The organism is Agrobacterium sp. GD03872 (assembly GCF_029840625.1).
Classification (GTDB): Bacteria; Pseudomonadota; Alphaproteobacteria; order Rhizobiales; family Rhizobiaceae; genus Agrobacterium; species Agrobacterium fabrum_A.
This window is the reverse complement of record NZ_JAOCCY010000002.1, coordinates 325,590-342,269: the sequence shown is the minus strand read 5'-3', so window position 1 is coordinate 342,269 and position 16,680 is coordinate 325,590. Positions and strand designations below refer to the sequence as shown.

Below are 16,680 nucleotides of genomic sequence, written 5' to 3'. Positions count from 1 at the left end.
GGCCGTTGCAGCTATTCCGCTGCCTCTCCGGCGGTGCGCTGAGTGTCGCCAGCGTCATTACGTTTGGGGAGCACCCAGTTTGCGCGAGGGAAATGGCAGGTGTAGCCACCCGGCCGCTTCTCCAGATAATCCTGGTGCTCTGGCTCTGCTTCCCAGAAATCCCCAACGGGTTCGACTTCGGTGACCACCTTGCCGTCCCACAGTCCGGATGCGTCAACATCAGCGATCGTGTCTTCTGCGACGCGCTTTTGTTCGTCGTCGACGTAGTAGATGCCCGACCGGTATGAGAGTCCGCGGTCATTGCCCTGACGGTTCTTCGTGGTCGGATCGTGGATCTGGAAAAAATACTCCAGGATGTTGCGATAGTTCGTCACCTCGGGGTCGAAGATGATTTCGATCCCTTCGGCATGCGTGCCATGATTGCGATAGGTGGCGTTTGGCACGTCGCCACCGGTGTAACCCACGCGGGTCGAGACGATTCCGGGCTGCTTGCGGATCAGATCCTGCATACCCCAGAAGCACCCGCCTGCGAGAACAGCGCGCTGCTGCATGTTAGGCCTCCTCTACTTGATCGAGATATTCACCGTAGCCCGCGGCTTCCATCTCATCGCGTGGGATGAAGCGAAGCGCTGCTGAGTTGATGCAGTAGCGCAGGCCGCCGCGGTCGGACGGACCATCCGGAAACACGTGACCGAGATGGCTGTCGCCGTGTACTGAGCGAACTTCAGTCCGTACCATCCCATGCGAGCTGTCTCGAACCTCGTTGACGTGCGCCGGGACGATCGGCTTGGTGAAACTCGGCCAGCCGGTGCCCGACTCGAACTTGTCCGTCGACGCGAACAACGGCTCACCGGATACGACGTCGACGTAGATGCCCGCCTCCTTGTTATCGTTGTACTCGCCGGTGAAGGGCCGCTCGGTGCCGTCCTGCTGGGTGACCCGGCGCTGTTCCGGCGTCAGGCGCTCAATTGCTTCCTTTGATTTCTCAAACTTCATGATGGTCTCCAATACTTAGTTAGAGGTCCAGGCACACTACGTTCAGTTTATCTTTGCGGTGGTCGCCTCAACTATCGCAGCGGCTCCAGTTTTTATCCAATACGTCGTGTGTATAGTTTTGATACCGCCCGTGCACTTTGCTTGCGAGGTCAACTCCACTCGTAACGCGCTGCGAGTTGTGCAATTTTCCGTATCTCGACCGGCGCCGTGGACCCTGAAACGGTCGCGATCACCACCTCACGTTCCAGGGCGAAACCCTCAATCGGTCTGGTTACCAAGCCAGGCGCGGCAGCCGATCGTTCAGGCAGAATGCAAATCCCCCGCCCTTCAGCGACGACACGCTGGACCCAATCATCTCGATCTGAGCGAAAACGAGGGCGGACGAGCACCTCCCGCCGAGCGAAGTGATCGAGGATCTGATCGCGGAACTCGCATTTCAGCCGATCCACGAACGGGAAGGCCAGGAGGTCTTCGCCGCGAACGGTGTCGGTCTCCGCTAAAGGGTGATTGACGGAGCAGCCCAGCACGAACCGTTCCTTGAACAGGGGCCGGACATCGAGCTTGCGGTCCGGTCTCGATTCGCGGGGTAGGATGCAAGCATGGTACTTACCTGAGAGCACCTCCGACGTGTCTTCGCTCGACTGTAGCGAATGCAGTTTGATCTCGATTGACGGAACCTCTTCCAAGGCGCTGTCGAAAAATGTCGTGAAAGCCTTTGGGCCGACCGTCGGAGCGACCGCGACATCGAGAACGCGGTGTCGTCCCATGGCCCAGTTTTCCGAGTGATGCCTTACGCTTTTCATCGCGACCAGCATGCGGCGGAACTCGAGTTCGACATCCTGACCGAGGCCGGTGAGCCTGCTGTTCTTCCCGTCACGATAAATCAGCGGTCCACCAAGTTCTTCCTCCAGGCGGCGGATCGCGCGGGTCAGGCTTGGTTGGGAGACACCACTAAGACGAGCAGCTGCCGTGAAATTCAGCGTCTCGGCCAAGTTGATGAAATAGCTGACCTGATTGAGTTCCATAGCCCTTCGGCCCGTGCGCCTGACAGATGCTACCGCTGACTGAACGTCCCCCGCGGACGCCCTACAGAAGTATGCGCGACGCATATAATCATGACCGAGGGGCTTGTCTATATGCGCCACGCATATAAAAGAGATGTCCTGCGGTGCTGGGTTTGGTCGCGAATATGTCGATCGGTTCGGCCGAGTTTGCGCGCTGGCACGCTCGCACCGCGGCGTGTGGGAGGCTCGAAGACATGGCAGGCACTGCGTTCACGTTTCTCAACGCGGCAGGTTCACGGATTTCCGGGCGGCTAGAACCCCCGGAGGGAACACCTCGCGGCTGGGCGATTTTCGCCCATTGCTTCACCTGCGGAAAAGACAACCGTGCCGCAGTTCACATATCGCGCGCGTTGTCGCGCGCGGGCATCGGCGTCTTGAGATTTGACTTTGCCGGCGCTGGGATCGGCGAGCCGACCGCCGATGCTTTGAACTTCGCCTCGGACGTTCAGGATATCAGGTCAGGCGCAAAGGCGATGAAGGCCGCCGGTAAGACCCCCTCTCTTCTTATCGGGCATAGTCTTGGCGGCCTTGCAGCAATCGTAGCCGCGTCAGAGCTACCAGATGTCGCTGCGGTGGCAACGATCGGTGCGCCGGCGGACCTGCACCATATCCTGAGCATCTTTAAGCAAGATGACCTCGACGCCATCAGGGAAGACGGGGAAGCCTCGGTCGAAATCGCCGGTCGATCATTCGTGATCAGTCGTAGCTTCATCGAGTCTTTGCAAGCAATCGATGTGGAGACGGCCATCAACTCACTACGACGTCCGGTGCTGGTTATGCACTCCCCGGTCGATCAGGTGGTTGGGATCAACCATGCGTCGCGCATCTTCGTCTCCTCGCGCCACCCAAAGAGCTTCATATCGCTTGATACGGCGGATCACCTCCTCAGCGATGCAGGCGACGCGAACTACGCTGCCGCTATGGTCGCTGCCTGGGCCAACCGCTTTCTTCCGCCACTCGTGGACGACCTCCCGCAAGTTGAAGCGGCGAAGGGCGTGAGCGCCACGGAGACGCTAGCCGGAAAGTTCCAGCTTACGGTGCGCAGCGGCGAGCACACTTTGTTTGCGGACGAGCCGCCGTCGGTCGGCGGACTTGGCAGCGGATTGTCCCCTTATGAATTGGTGTCAGCCGGTCTAGCGGCCTGCACCGTCATGACGATGCGACTTTACGCGAACCGCAAGGGATTTCCGCTTGAGCGCGCGAGCACGACCGTCGAGCACATGAAAGTGGCAGATATGATGCCCCCCGATCGCTTCAAACGGACGGTCGTTCTGGAGGGGCCGTTGAGTGATGAGCAGCGTGCGCGGATACTTGAGATTGCTGATCGCTGTCCGGTGGACTTGACGCTCCTCCGAGGGTCGGATGTGCAAACCGAGTTGATAGACGGATTAGCATTCATCACGCCCACGAAGGTGGAGCCGTAATCGTGACTTCCGCAAAAAGTCACGGTCAATCAGTTAGCGAAACCATGCGTCGAGAACGCGCAATCCTTGCTGGTGGGTGTTTCTGGGGCTTGGAGGATTTGTTTCGGCGAGCCAGGGGGGTCGTAGGCACGCGCGTTGGCTACATAGGCGGAGAGATGCCTGACCCTACATATGCTCGTCATCATGGCCATGCGGAAGCGGTTGAGATCACATTTGATCCGGCGGTGACGAGCTATCGCAAGATCCTGGAATATTTCTTCCAGATCCACGACCCGACAACTTACGAGCAGCAAGGTAGCGACGTCGGTCCAAGCTATCGTTCGGCGATCTTTTACACGTCGCAGGCCCAAATGGACGTGGCCTTAAAAACGATCGCCGAGATCGAAGCGTCAGGCCGCTGGCCTGGCCCGGTGGTATCCGAAATCAACCCGGAGGAGCCGTTCTGGGAGGCGGAAGCTGAGCACCAACTCTATCTCGCCCGGAATCCCCAGGGTTATAGCTGCCATTTCGAGCGAGCGAATTGGCGCTTGGACAGGTCAGATCGATGAGTTCCAAACTGGCGCGGCTTTGTCTCATGTTCGGCTTCGCGTCTCGCGATGCGAAGCGAGGTCGTGATGCCTGAGTACGTGATCGCGGGCCTGTGGGGATTGCTGTCAGGCAGTGGGCTGCTTGTCGGCGCGATCGTCGCGGATGCCCTCTTTGGCAAGCTCACTCACCGCATGATTTCAGCCGTCATGGGCTTTGGCGGCGGTGTTCTGATAGCAGTTGTAGCCACCGAGCTCATTGGAGAACGGGTCTCGGACGATCTCGGGCCCACAGCGGTCATCGCGCTGCTTGCCGGCGCTGCGATCTTCAGCGGAGCCAATTTCTACCTGTCTCGGCGTGGCGCGAAGAATCGCAAGCGATGCGGTGAATGCACCGAGCAGCCGCGTGAGGGCGAGCAGCACGGGAGCGGCGCTGCGATCGCGCTCGGCAGCGTCCTTGACGGCATCCCGGAAGCGATGGTGATCGGGATGTCGGTCGCGAACGGCGGCGCGATCAGCGTTGCGGTGATCGCTGGATTCTTTCTCGCAAACGTGCCGCAGGGTCTGTCGAGTACATCGGGTATGAAAGTCGCCGGGCGATCTCGACGCTACATCTTCACGATCTGGATCGGCATCCCACTTCTCGTGGGCATTTCAGCAGCTTTGGGCAATCTGCTTTTTGGTTCGGCCGATACGCAAGCTCCCGCAATTCTTTCCTTCGCTGCGGGCGCGGTCATCGCGATGCTGGCTGAGGCAATGATTCCAGAAGCCTTCGAAAAGGCGCCTCCGTTCATCGGTTTCATAACCGTTGTGGGCTTCCTCGCAGCTTATTTGATCGCGCAGCACTGACGCCGCCACGTCAACAAGCTGGTTACGCGCCGTCGCTGCCTTCTCGATCCACGCCTCTTTCGTGCAGTTCGGCGTCGATTGGACAGTTGGTGCAGCCATCGTAGCAGCAGAGCCGACAAATCCGATATGAGTGCTCGAGGTTCTCCAAACGAGCGCGGAGGACGCGTTCGGCGATATCGCACAGGAGCTTCACTTCGGCAGGATCGAGGATCGAAAGACCCTCGGCGATGACTTCGTCCCGCGATGCGAGCACGCCGTCGCTCGCAACCTTCCCTGACTCAGTGAGATAGAGAGACCGCGTGCGTCCGTCTGTTGAATGACCCCGGCGTTCGATCAGCCCTTCGGCCGCTAGCCGGTCCACGAGACGAACCGTTCCTGCGTGTGACAGGCCCACGCCGACCGCGAGCATACGAATAGATAGCCCAGGCTTGTGCGCGAGCAGCGCCAATGCAGAGGCAGCAGGGCCAGCTTCCGGCGCCCGCGATGAACTAGCGCGAACGATGTCGTCGCTGATCATGAGTGCGAACGCCCCGAAAATGTTGCGATCTCGAGGTCCATCCATTGCCGCATCTATATGTGCGCGGAGCATAGACAGCAAGCCAAACTCTTACACGATTTGCGGAGAGACTGCGTTAGGAAAGCGCGCTTTTACAATGCTTTACAGTCGGTTACGGGACTCCCCCCCGCTGTAGCTATGAGATGTCGCAGCGCTCAAGACGCCCTTCAATCGATAGCTATCGGCTATGATGTTCGCGAGATTGACCGCATGACCACCGAGCCGGGACACGAATCACCTCGGTCGTCCCGCTAGACGTGGCGACCTCGTTATCCGCAGGCTTGCGCGACTCCTGCGCCTAGGCATTGGACCGCGTGTGCGGCGGAGCTACGTGTTCCGAGGTCAATCAGCATGCGATCGCGGACCTCGCCTGTTGCTCGTTGGGCAGCGAGCGCCTTTTGCGCATCTCTGTCCGGCACAAAGGCTGACCTGCCCCCTTCCTGATCCCTCGATTTGAGTGAGAGTCCGTCATCCAAGGAGACGGACGTGAAGAAGAGCAGGTTCAACGAAGCGCAGATCATTGGCGTGCTGCGAGAGCAGGAGGCTGGGAGCCCAACGGCGGAGGTATGCCGGCGGCACGGGATCAGCGAGCAGACCTTCTATCGGTGGAAGGCGAAGTACAGCGGCATGAGCGTGTCGGACGCCCAGAAGCTCAAGACGCTGGAGGACGAGAACCGGCGGCTGAAGAAGCTGCTGGCGGAGTCGATGCTGGACGTGTCGGCGCTGAAGGATCTTCTGGGAAAAAACTGATCGGGCCTGCAGCGCGCCGGGCGGCCGTGCTTCGTCTGATGACGGAGCGCGGCCTGTCCCAGAGGCGGGCCTGCGGGCTGGTCCAGATCGATCCTAAGACGGTGCGCCGCCTGCCCGATCCGGGCGACGGCGAAACGCGCGAGCGGCTGAGGGCCCTGGCGGCGGAGCGACGCCGCTTCGGCTACCGGCGGCTCGGCATCTTGCTCGAGCGCGAGGGCGTCAGCATGAACAAGAAGAAGCTCTTCCGGCTCTACCGCGAGGAGGGCCTGGCGGTGCGCCGCCGACGGGGCCGCAAGCGGGCCACGGGGACGCGCGCGCCCATGGCCCTGCCGGACGGACCGAACCAGCGCTGGAGCCTGGACTTCGTGGCCGACAGCCTCAGCTGGGGCCGGCGCTTCCGCATCCTGTGTATCGTCGACGACTTCACCCGCGAGGCTCTGGCCCTGGTCGTCGACACCTCGATCGGCGGCCATCGCATGGCCCGCGAGCTGGACATCCTGATCGCCCGGCGTGGCAGGCCCCACACCATCGTCAGCGACAACGGGACCGAGATGACCAGCCGGGCGATGCTGGAATGGACTAACCGCACCGGCGTCGACTGGCACTACATCGCTCCGGGCAAGCCGCAGCAGAACGGCTTCGTCGAAAGCTTCAACGGCAAGCTCCGCGACGAGTGCCTGAACGAGGAGGTCTTCAGCACCCTGGCCGAGGCCCGCGCCGTCATCGAGCGCTGGCGGATCGACTACAATCACGTGCGCCCGCACTCGGCCCATGGCGGCCTCACCCCCGAGGCGGTGCGGCTGAACCCCGCGGATGGCCGGCTGCGAAACCTGAACATCTCCGCCGGCCATCCGCTACCGTCGGCGCAGGAGATCAACTATCAACCCCAAGGGCTCTCACAATGATCGAGGGACCGGCGGGGGGCAGGTCAAGGCGATACCTCCTGTCAGGCGCGCAACCGTGACGGCGACCTGCAACTACACTTGGCTGAACGCAACGCCATGGGCGCACTGGCAACGTGTTGACGTTCTACTCTCCTCGCGATAGGTCTATGCGCGGCGCATACATACTCAACCGTTTCGGTCTTTCAGGGCCGTCGGCTTCAGCCGGCCGTCGGCGATGAGCGGTACGCCAGGGCGAACGCCGAGGAAGGCCGTCGATCAAGCGGCTTGAACTACGGACAAGCGGAGACGCGCATGACGATCAAGGTCGCAATAAATGGCTTCGGACGTATCGGACGCCTCGCGTTGCGCTCGATTGTCGAGCATCGCCGCCAAGACATTGAGGTGGTGGCCATCAACGATCTTGGTCCCGTCACCACGATGGCGCATCTCCTCAAGTACGACTCGGTGCATGGTCCCTTCCGGGGCTCTATCGCAGCGGGCGAGGACTGGATCGACGTCGGTTCCGGAAGGATTAAAGTTGTTTCGGAGCGTGATCCGGCAGACCTCCCGCATGCATCGCTTGGCGTCGATGTCGTGCTCGAGTGCACTGGGCTTTTCACGACGAGCGGAAAGGCACAATCCCACCTTCGGGCAGGCGCGAAGCGAGTATTGGTTTCAGCGCCTAGCGAGGGGGCTGATAAGACCATCGTCTTCAAGGTCAATCACGACGCTCTAACGCGAGATGACATAATCGTCTCGAACGGCTCTTGCACGACGAACGTGCTCGCGCCGGTAGCCAAGGTTTTGAACGATCTCTTCGGCATCGAGCGCGGATATATGACGACGGTGCACGCCTATACGGGCGACCAGCCGACATTGGACACCGTCCACAAGGACCTTTACCGCGCGCGTGCTGCCGCACTCTCTATGATCCCGACGTCTACTGGCGCCGCGAACGCGATCGGGCTCGTACTCCCAGAGCTGAGAGGGAAGCTTCACGGATCGTCCATCCGCGTACCGACGCCCAACGTATCTGTCGTGGACTTGAGTGTGTCAGCCGCCCGTGAAGTGTCGATCGAGGAAGTCAACGACGCCATTCGGCAGGCCGCTGAAGGGTCGATGCAGGGTGTGCTCGCGACGACCTCAGAACCCCTTGTTTCAATCGATCTCACCCACCGCAGCGAATCCGCCATCGTCGCTCTGCCGCAAACTGACGTCGTGGACGGCAGAATGGTTCGGGTCCTTGCCTGGTACGACAACGAGTGGAGCTTCGCCACGCGCATGGCGGATACGGCAGTAGCCATGGGCAAGCTGATCTAGCCGGCAGGATGCAGGCGGCTACGATAGGGATGCTGCCTGCTTCGCCGAGAACGACATTCGGGTAGGAGCGATCATGGGCATGACTGGACCATTGGCGCGCGCAGCGCGTGCTCTTGTTCAGTGGCCCCGCGCTCACGCTGCCTTAGTGGCGGGGCTGCAGGAAGACGCCATAGCGGATTTCGAAGCTGGCAGAGCGGGGCTCGATTTCGCCGACATAGCTCGGTTACGCGATGCACTCGAACGCGGAGGCGCGGTTTTTATCGACGATGATTCGAGCGGGGGGATCGGGGTGCGGCTTAAGTTCAATGCCAAGGATGTGCGCGCCATCAATCGAATGGAGGGTGAAGGTGGGCCGGTGGGCACCGACGACGTCTGAAGCCGAGCATTCGTCGCTGCCGGGCAAGAGGCCGTGAGCGCGAGAGAGCCGGCGATGACTATCATCAAGCTTCACGATACGGCTGCTCTTAAGAAGCGCGTGTTCGTTCCGAGCAATCCTGCCCGGGTCACGATGTATGTGTGCGGACCGACTGTCTACAGCCGCGCCCATATTGGGAACGCGCGGCCGGCCGTGATTTTCGACGTGCTTTCGCGCCTGCTGCGGCATGTTTATGGAATGGATGCGGTGACCTATGCCCGCAACGTAACTGACGTCGACGACAAGATCATCGATGAAGCGAGCGCGGAGGGTGTGCATCCGTCAGTTATCGCGCGGCGGTTTGAGGAACTGTACCTCGCCGACATGGGCGCACTAGGCGTGCGCCCGCCGGATATCGCGCCGAAAGCCACAGCCCATGTTCCTGGCGTGATCGCCATGATCTCTAAGCTTCTCGAGGGCGGCTTCGCCTATGAAACACACGGCCACGTGCTGTTTCATGTCCCGTCCGACCTGCACTATGGCGCGCTCGGACGCCGTGACCGCGATGCAATGATCGCCGGCGCACGGGTGGAGGTGGCTTCCTACAAAAAGGATCCGGCCGATTTTGTCCTGTGGAAGCCGTCACCGCCGGAGGCAATCGGGTGGGACTCGCCCTGGGGGCGTGGGCGCGCGGGCTGGCACATCGGATGCTCGGCAATGATTGCAGAGAATCTCGGCGAGACAATCGACATTCATGGCGGCGGGCTTGATCTGGTGTTCCCCCATCATGAAAACGAAAGCGCACAAAGCCGGTCGGCTCATGCAGGCTCGCCGTTGGCACGCTACTGGTTGCACAACGGCTTTCTGACGATGACGGACACTGCGGCCGGTGTTGGGAAGATGTCAAAGAGCCTCGGCAACGTTGTGAGCGTCGGCGAACTGCTGGAGCGGGGCCACGGAGGCGAGACGCTGCGTCTGGCGTTGCTGTCAGCGCATTATCGGCAGCCGCTGGAGTGGAACGAGGCGCTGCTCTCCCAAACAAAAACGATTTTGGATCGACTGTATCGGCGACTGAAGATGTTTAGTTTCATCGACGATGAGGAACTCGGCATCGATGACTGCAATCAAGCTGTCGTCGACGCCCTTGCCGACGACCTGAACACGCCGCTGGCGCTCTCAAAGTTGGTCGCGATCGATGACCCGAAATCGCTCATTGCGAGCGGCATGCTCCTTGGGCTGTTTTCGAGACGTGAACGTTGGTTTCGCTTCTTTTTAGACGGGCCTAGTGGGGAATCAGATCACGTCGCCCGTCTGATCGACGCTCGCACGGACGCGAAGAGCCGAAAGGATTTCGCCGAGGCGGACCGGATCCGCGCAGAACTCACAGACTTGGGTATCGCGTTGGAGGATGGACCTACAGGGACAACCTGGCGACGGTTGTGAACTCCTATAGTAGCGCTCTAGCGGCTTGGCAGTTCTGTAGCCTGCCCGTGGGACGGCTCGACAACACTCACTCGATATCGTATGCGCGACGCATATATCGAATGAGTTGCGATGATGGATGAACCCTCTGATCGCTTGATCAACATTTTCGGCGCGCTTTCGCAAGCGGTAGCGGATCGAGTGCGTATAGCGATCGGCGAGGCTTTCAGCGCTGGTGGCGAGACCGCTGCCGCTCTCATCGCTATCGGTCACGCGCCGGGCATGTCGATCGGACAGGTCCGCCAAGTCCTTCGACTGTCACACGCAGGCGCCGTCCGCGTCGTCGAGAGGCTGGAGGATCAGAAACTCGTAGCGAAGTCGCAATCGACTTCTGACCGTCGTGTGGCTCACGTTACTTTAACCGCCCTCGGCCAAGTAGAGAGAACTAAGTTGCTTGGCCTCCGTAACGCCGCTGTGGCGGAGCTACTCAGCAAGGTTTCAGTTGAGGATCGCGGCGCATTGGAGCGCGCGGCCGACTCCATCCTGTCGTCTCTACTGTGCGATCCCCTCGGGGGGGTTGCGACTTGCCGGCTGTGCGATCAGGCCCGTTGTCTCGACTGCCCGGTTGAAAGGCATCGTCCGTATCGACGGCAGGAATGATCGCACGGGCATCCATTTTGAAGTGCTTTCGCGGCTCTACAGTGCGGGAGCGCGCCGGCCGGGCAGCGCGTTCCGCGCGGCAAAGCCGATGACGATGGTCAGCGTCATCAGAAGGTAGGCGACTATTCCGCCAGGAGAGAGCGTAGGAACAGCCGCCAAGATCATTGCGTCGTTCCCGCCGGGTATGAGAGCTATACCGACACCCATGAGAGCGCCACCGACGATCGATCGAATTATGCCATAGCCAGTGGGCAGTTGAAGACGCAGATTGCCCTGCCGAAAGGAAGCCGTGAGAGCACCCGCGACCGATGAGATCACCGTAACAAGCGTGACCTCGCCTGATGGTGACATGCGGAGAGGAAGCCCGCGTTGAATCAAGTCAGCGAAGGTCCACGCTGGTGACAGTGCGTACAATAGACCGCCAGTTACGCCGAGGCCGATCATCGACGCGGCGAAGGGCCACGCCGGCCTCTTGCGCGCAACGCGCTTTATACAGACGAACACGATCGACAGCATAAGCACCAACAAAAGACCGGCAAGCGTCGCAAGGCCCAACAGAGTGGGAGTAGCAGTGAGGCTTGGCCATGACGCCTCATAGCCGAACCTTGTTTGATCGGCCGCCCATATACCGAAAGCCAAGCCAAGCGGCAGCGCTATAAGCCTTATCTCCCCATCGCCCAAGCGTGCCAATGACCCGAGAAGACAAGTGTCGTTGATCAGTGCGCCTAGCCCAAATGCGATTGCTCCAACTAAGAGAAGCCAGTTGATGCTAGTCGACGGCGTGAGAGTAGCGCCCAGCGCTCCAGACCAGACAAGCGGTATCGAGATAAGGCCCGCAGCTGCTGACGCCGCTAGAAATCCAACAAACATCCTCGGCGGGCGTCGCTTCTGGATTTCGTGAGCAGCGACGACTAGGCACGTTCCACCTTGATTGGCGGAATACCCAAACCGGGGTCAGGACATAGAACGGGCACAGATATACGCTAAGCGTCTCTGCGCGCACTTATGGGTCGACTCTATGCGTCGACGACTCCAGCATTCCAAAGGCATCCATCGGACAGTTGTAGCATCGCCTCTCGTCGCAGAGCCGGCATATCGTCAGCGCCGAGACAGCGTCGTCAGACATCTGCGCAAGTATTGTCTCGGCAATACGTTCCAGCACGAGGCGGTCAGCATTCGAGACATGGCTAAGGATTTCGGATAAAGTCTCGTTTCTTCGTTGCAGGATCGCAGATAGGCGAGTCTCGCCTGCCTCAGTGAGCATCAGCGCTACTGCACGACGGTCCCGTAGCGCTTTGGATCGAACGGCGAACCCGGCTGCAACCAATCGATCGACAAGCCGCACCGTCCCCGCGTGGGACAAGCCTAGCACCCGTCCTAATTCGTCGATCGAAAGACCGGTCGCGTGACCGATGACGACGATCGCCGCGGTGGTTTCGCCACCGCCGGGTATCGTCGGGTCGAATGCCGCCTTCTTAATTCGATCGGTGATGCCCACTGCGAGGGCGCCGAACAGATTGACGAGCCGGTCCGAGAGTACGTTCAAAGGGTTGCCTCATTCATTGATGGCGCATAGTGTATGCGCAGCGCATATATCACGCCTGTCTAAGCATGAAGGCAGGTCATGCGCCATGATGAAAGCGAGGCACCATGTTTTCGACATTACACATAGCTGAAAAGACGACCGGCTCTCGCGGGTCTCTCGCGTTGCTGCGCTGGGCGCTGGTGGTCATCTTTCTCTGGTTCGGTTGCATGAAATTCACGAGCTATGAAGCGATGGGCATCGCGCCATTGATGAAGAACAGTCCGATCATGAGCTGGATTCCGGCCGTTTTTGGGGTGCAGGGTGGAAGCTATTTTATAGGCACCGTCGAGCTCGCGACGGCCGCTGCGCTGATTATCGGTGCTTTCAACAAGACGGCCTCCGCTCTCGGCGCGGCGATGTCATGCCTAACTTATGCCGTGACACTGACGTTTTTCCTGAGCACGCCTGGCGTCGCCGAGCCGACCGCTGGCGGGTTCCCGGCGATTTCGGCCGGAACCGGACAGTTCCTGTTGAAGGACCTGGTGCTTCTTGCGGCATCAGCGTGCCTTCTACTTGCGTCCATACGGACAGCAGACGCGTGACGGCAAACAGGTGATAGGCGACGCTCCGGACCTGCGCTTTTGCCGAACCATACCCGCCTCAGCCCATAACGATCGACAAACCCTGTCGCTTTGATAGGGTGTTCGAAAACATGCTTTCGAGGGTTTGTCGTACATGCTGGTCGGATATATGCGGGTGTCAACGACCGATGACCGCCAAACGGTCGATCTCCAGCGGGACGCGCTCGTCGCAACCGGGGTCGATCATCGGCATCTCCATACCGACAAGGCATCCGGCGCGCGCGACGACCGACCAGGCCTGAAAGCCTGCCTCGACTATCTGAACGCGGGCGACACACTGATCGTGTGGAAGCTCGACCGGCTCGGACGCTCGCTGCCGCACCTGCTGACGATCGTCACCGATCTGAAGGCGCGCGGCATCGCGTTCCGGTCGCTGACCGAGCAGATGGATACGACCACGCCGCACGGCGAATTGCTGTTCTCGCTGTTCGGTGCATTGGCACAATATGAGCGTGCGCTCACGCGCGAACGGGTGATGGCGGGACTGGCTGCTGCCAAACGCCGGGGACGCCAAGGTGGCCGCCCGCCGATGATCGACGCCGAAACGCTCGAGCGGATCACCGCCGCGCTGGATGGCGGGGCCAGCAAGGCGTCCGTCTGCCGGACCTTCAAGGTGCCGCGTTCGACCCTTCTCGGCACGCTTGCCCGGATCGGCTGGACCGCACCGGCCAAGGTCTAAGCCGATGCCGCGTCGCGCCGTCCTGTCGGACGAGCAACGCGCGGCGTTGCTCGCGCTTCCCGACGACGAAACCCTGCTCGTCCAGCACTGGACATTGAGCCGGGACGACTTGGCCATCATCGTCCGCCGGAGGCGACCGCATAACCGGCTGGGTTTCGCGATCCAGCTTTGCGCGCTGCGCTATCCTGGCCGTTTCCTGCGACCCGGTGAACTGATCCCTGATACGCCGCTCGCGTTCGTCGCAGAGCAATTGCAGGTCGGACCCGAGGTGCTGGCCGACTACGCGACGCGCGGCCCGACCCGGTACGAACAGCTCGATGCACTGCGCGATGCATTCGGCTTCATGCCGCTCAGTCGGCCGCTGCGAACGACGTTGCAGGAATGGCTCCTGCCGATCGCGCTGACGACGACCAGCGGGGCTAGGCTGGCGCGCGTGATGCTGGATGAGTGCCGGCGACGGCGCATCATTGTGCCGGGCATCAGTTCGGTCGAGCGGATGGTCGCACAGGCGTTGCTCGATGCCGAACGCCATGTCGCCGAGCATCTGACCCGAGGACTCGATGCTCGACAGCGCCGGCTGCTCGATGCGCTTCTCCTGCCCCACACAGGCACGAACTTGAGCGATCTGGCCTGGGTGCGGCAGTCACCCGGCAAGCCCGGCCGAAAGACATTCGCCGCCATCATCGAGCGACTGACACTGCTTCGGGCCATCGGGATCGATCCGGATATCGCCGTAGGCGTCCATCCCGAGCGCCTCCGACGCCTGTGCCAGGAAGGCGTGCGGCTGACCGCGCAACATGTTCGGACGCTGCAAGCGACGCGGCGTCGCGCCACATTGGTGGCGACCATCCTCGAAACCATCGTTACCCTCACCGACGATGCGGTGCTGATGTTCGATCGCCTGCTTGGGCAGATGTTCCGGCGCGAACAGAACAGCGCGGACACGACACTCAAGCGCAACCGGCGCACCATCAACGGCAAAATCCGGCTGCTTGCCCAACTCGGCGCTGCCTTGCTCGCCGCCAAGATATCAGGTGGCGATATCGGCGCTGCGGTCGAGGCAGCGATCGGATGGAATGATCTCGGCCGCGAGGTCGATGAAGCCCGCAAGCTGATCCGCCCCGATTCGGTCGATCCCGTCGCGGTCGCCGCGACCAATTACCCCGTCCTCCGACAGGTCGGTCCCTCGTTCATCGCCTCGTTCACATTCGGGGCGGTGCCAGCCTGCCATGCGCTCGCGCGAGCGGTCGCGATCATGCGCGACCTTCATTTTGGTCATCTGCGCAAATTGCCTGCAGGCACGCCAGTCGGCTTCATCCGGCAAGCTTGGCGTCGGGCGATCGGCACCGGCATTCCCGATCGCAGGATCTATGAATTGTGCGTGCTGGTCGAGCTTCGCGACCGGCTTCGCGCCGGCGACATGTGGGTCGAGGGAAGCCGACGCTATCGTGCTGTCGAGCAGCAACTCATTCCTGCCCCCGTATTCGCCAACATGCGCGCGGCCGGCCCCTTGCCGATACCGGCACCGGATACGGCCGATATCTGGCTGGCCGAACGACGCGCCCGCCTCGCCCGTCGATTGGCCGAGGTCGAGCGAAAGGCGGAGACGGACGCGCTGGAAGACGTGCAGCTCAGCTTGGGCAGGCTGCGGATTTCGCCCTTGAAGGCGATTACTCCCGAGGAATCCGATACCGCCCTTGCGCCGCTCTATGCGCATCTGCCCGCGATCCGCATCACCGACCTTCTTGCCGAAGTCGATCGATGGACCGGGTTCAGCCAGTGCTTCACGCATCTGCAAAGTGGCCGTGCCGCGGATGAACCACGTGCGATCCTCACGGCGGTGCTCGCCGATGCCACCAATCTGGGCCATACGCGCATGGCGGAAGCCTGCAATCTCGTGACCCAGCGCCAACTCGGTTGGCTCGCCTCATGGCATCTGCGCGAGGAAACCTACGGTCGCGCGCTCGCCCGGCTTGTCGACGCCCAACACACCGCGCCGCTGGCCGCGCTGTTCGGGTCCGGCACCTCGTCCAGCTCAGACGGTCAGAACTTTCCGCTCGACCGCCGCGCCCAGGCAACCGGCGCAGTCAATCCGCACAAGGGGACAGAGCCGGCTGTCTCCTTTTACAGCCACGTCTCGGATCGCTACGCGCCGTTCCATTCCACAGTTATCTCCGCTTCGGCGAGCGAGGCGGCACAGGTGCTCGACGGGCTGCTCCACCACGGCGCCGATCTGCACATCGAAGAGCATCACGTCGATGGCGGGGGCGTCTCCGACCATGTGTTCGCGCTATGTCATCTGCTTGGGTTCCGGTTCGCGCCGCGTATCCCGAATATCGCCGCACGCCGTTTGCACCTGTTTAACGGCATCGAACCCGGCCCCGATATTGCGCCGCTGGTCGCGGGCCGCATCGACGAAGGTCTGATCGAGGCACACTGGGACGACGTGCTGCGACTGGGAACCTCGATCCGCACAGGCGTCGTCAGCGCCTCGATCATGCTGGAACGGCTCGGCTCCTATCCACGCGCCAACGGCCTGGCACTGGCGTTGCGCGAGATCGGTCGCGTCGAGCGTACCCTGTTCACGCTCGACTGGATCGAGCAGCCCGAACAGCGTCGCCGCGCCACCCGCGAACTCAACAAGGGAGAAGCGGAAAATGCCCTGAAACGCGCCATCTTCTTCCATCGCATCGGCCGTATCCGCGATCATGCGCTGCAAGCCCAAAGCCATCGGGCGAGCGCGCTGAACCTCGTCGCCGGTGCCATCGTCCTGTGGAACACGACCTACCTGCAAGCCGCCCGGATGCATCTCGCCAACCTCGGCCGGCCGGTCCCGCCGGACCTGCTGCAACACCTATCACCGCTCGGTTGGCAGCATATCAATCTCACCGGCGATTACCTCTGGACCGATCCCGATGCGCCATCCACCGCGCTCAGACCGCTTCGCCAGATGCGCGCCGTCGAAGGCACGGCAAAACCTTAGCGTATATCTGGGTCCGTTCTGTGTACCGACCCCAAACCAGAAGGCAAG

General features: G+C 61.3%; 15 protein-coding genes and 1 pseudogene. 10 read left to right on the top strand and 6 right to left on the bottom strand.

Going from position 1 to position 16,680, the window contains the following annotated elements:
- Positions 1-11: 11 nt before the first annotated feature.
- The 3 genes from msrA (N5D22_RS05625) to N5D22_RS05615 all read right to left on the bottom strand — a co-directional run bounded on the left by msrA (N5D22_RS05625) (position 12) and on the right by N5D22_RS05615 (position 2,021).
- Positions 12-551, bottom strand: coding sequence for a peptide-methionine (S)-S-oxide reductase MsrA (msrA, locus tag N5D22_RS05625; protein ID WP_058193745.1), 540 nt, complete (start codon positions 549-551; stop codon positions 12-14).
- Position 552: 1 nt separating this feature from the next.
- Entirely contained in the window at positions 553-996 is a 444-nt protein-coding gene (msrB, locus tag N5D22_RS05620; RefSeq protein WP_058193748.1) for a peptide-methionine (R)-S-oxide reductase MsrB, read from the bottom strand.
- Positions 997-1,145: 149 nt separating this feature from the next.
- The gene (locus tag N5D22_RS05615; protein ID WP_170233918.1) at positions 1,146-2,021 is read right to left on the bottom strand and encodes a LysR family transcriptional regulator; all 876 of its coding nucleotides are present in this window, start codon (positions 2,019-2,021) and stop codon (positions 1,146-1,148) included.
- A gap of 233 nt (positions 2,022-2,254) precedes the next feature.
- On the opposite strand from N5D22_RS05615, the gene N5D22_RS05610 reads away from it, so the two are divergent.
- From N5D22_RS05610 to N5D22_RS05600, 3 genes are all read left to right on the top strand, one after another.
- Complete coding sequence (locus N5D22_RS05610; protein ID WP_058193757.1) at positions 2,255-3,484, top strand: bifunctional alpha/beta hydrolase/OsmC family protein; 1,230 nt, start codon at positions 2,255-2,257, stop codon at positions 3,482-3,484.
- Between the two features lie 44 nt (positions 3,485-3,528).
- Positions 3,529-4,032, top strand: coding sequence for a peptide-methionine (S)-S-oxide reductase MsrA (gene msrA, locus N5D22_RS05605; RefSeq protein WP_058193752.1), 504 nt, complete (start codon positions 3,529-3,531; stop codon positions 4,030-4,032).
- 66 nt (positions 4,033-4,098) lie between these two features.
- The gene (locus tag N5D22_RS05600) at positions 4,099-4,857 is read left to right on the top strand and encodes a ZIP family zinc transporter (protein ID WP_069311316.1); all 759 of its coding nucleotides are present in this window, start codon (positions 4,099-4,101) and stop codon (positions 4,855-4,857) included.
- Positions 4,858-4,879: 22 nt separating this feature from the next.
- On the opposite strand, the gene N5D22_RS05595 is transcribed toward N5D22_RS05600, so the two are convergent.
- Complete coding sequence (locus N5D22_RS05595; RefSeq protein ID WP_210408504.1) at positions 4,880-5,374, bottom strand: MarR family transcriptional regulator; 495 nt, start codon at positions 5,372-5,374, stop codon at positions 4,880-4,882.
- A gap of 525 nt (positions 5,375-5,899) precedes the next feature.
- Here N5D22_RS05595 and N5D22_RS05590 point away from each other — a divergent pair.
- The 4 genes from N5D22_RS05590 to cysS all read left to right on the top strand — a co-directional run bounded on the left by N5D22_RS05590 (position 5,900) and on the right by cysS (position 10,165).
- A protein-coding gene (locus N5D22_RS05590) for an IS3 family transposase (protein ID WP_279654734.1) occupies positions 5,900-7,068 on the top strand; the annotation gives its coding sequence in 2 pieces (ribosomal slippage) (positions 5,900-6,158 and positions 6,158-7,068; 1,170 coding nt in all).
- A gap of 291 nt (positions 7,069-7,359) precedes the next feature.
- Positions 7,360-8,367 carry a type I glyceraldehyde-3-phosphate dehydrogenase gene (gap, locus tag N5D22_RS05585; protein ID WP_069310780.1) on the top strand — a complete coding sequence of 336 codons (1,008 nt, stop codon included), beginning with the start codon at positions 7,360-7,362 and terminating at the stop codon, positions 8,365-8,367.
- A 73-nt stretch (positions 8,368-8,440) separates the two neighbouring features.
- Entirely contained in the window at positions 8,441-8,743 is a 303-nt protein-coding gene (locus N5D22_RS05580) for a DNA-binding protein (protein ID WP_069310779.1), read from the top strand.
- A gap of 54 nt (positions 8,744-8,797) precedes the next feature.
- Complete coding sequence (cysS, locus tag N5D22_RS05575) at positions 8,798-10,165, top strand: cysteine--tRNA ligase (protein ID WP_069311315.1); 1,368 nt, start codon at positions 8,798-8,800, stop codon at positions 10,163-10,165.
- A gap of 675 nt (positions 10,166-10,840) precedes the next feature.
- Here the strand turns inward: cysS and N5D22_RS05570 are convergent.
- Together N5D22_RS05570 and N5D22_RS05565 are read right to left on the bottom strand one after the other, a co-directional pair.
- Positions 10,841-11,719 (bottom strand): annotated as a pseudogene (locus N5D22_RS05570) (YeeE/YedE thiosulfate transporter family protein); the annotation flags it as partial.
- An 88-nt stretch (positions 11,720-11,807) separates the two neighbouring features.
- Entirely contained in the window at positions 11,808-12,350 is a 543-nt protein-coding gene (locus N5D22_RS05565) for a MarR family transcriptional regulator (protein ID WP_010339851.1), read from the bottom strand.
- 104 nt (positions 12,351-12,454) lie between these two features.
- On the opposite strand from N5D22_RS05565, the gene N5D22_RS05560 reads away from it, so the two are divergent.
- From N5D22_RS05560 to N5D22_RS05550, 3 genes are all read left to right on the top strand, one after another.
- Entirely contained in the window at positions 12,455-12,931 is a 477-nt protein-coding gene (locus tag N5D22_RS05560; protein ID WP_010339850.1) for a DUF417 family protein, read from the top strand.
- A gap of 133 nt (positions 12,932-13,064) precedes the next feature.
- Complete coding sequence (locus N5D22_RS05555; protein ID WP_010339849.1) at positions 13,065-13,649, top strand: recombinase family protein; 585 nt, start codon at positions 13,065-13,067, stop codon at positions 13,647-13,649.
- A gap of 4 nt (positions 13,650-13,653) precedes the next feature.
- A complete protein-coding gene (locus N5D22_RS05550) occupies positions 13,654-16,632 on the top strand; it encodes a Tn3-like element ISMpo10 family transposase (RefSeq protein ID WP_012449407.1) in 2,979 nt (992 codons plus the stop codon).
- Positions 16,633-16,680: the final 48 nt, after the last annotated feature.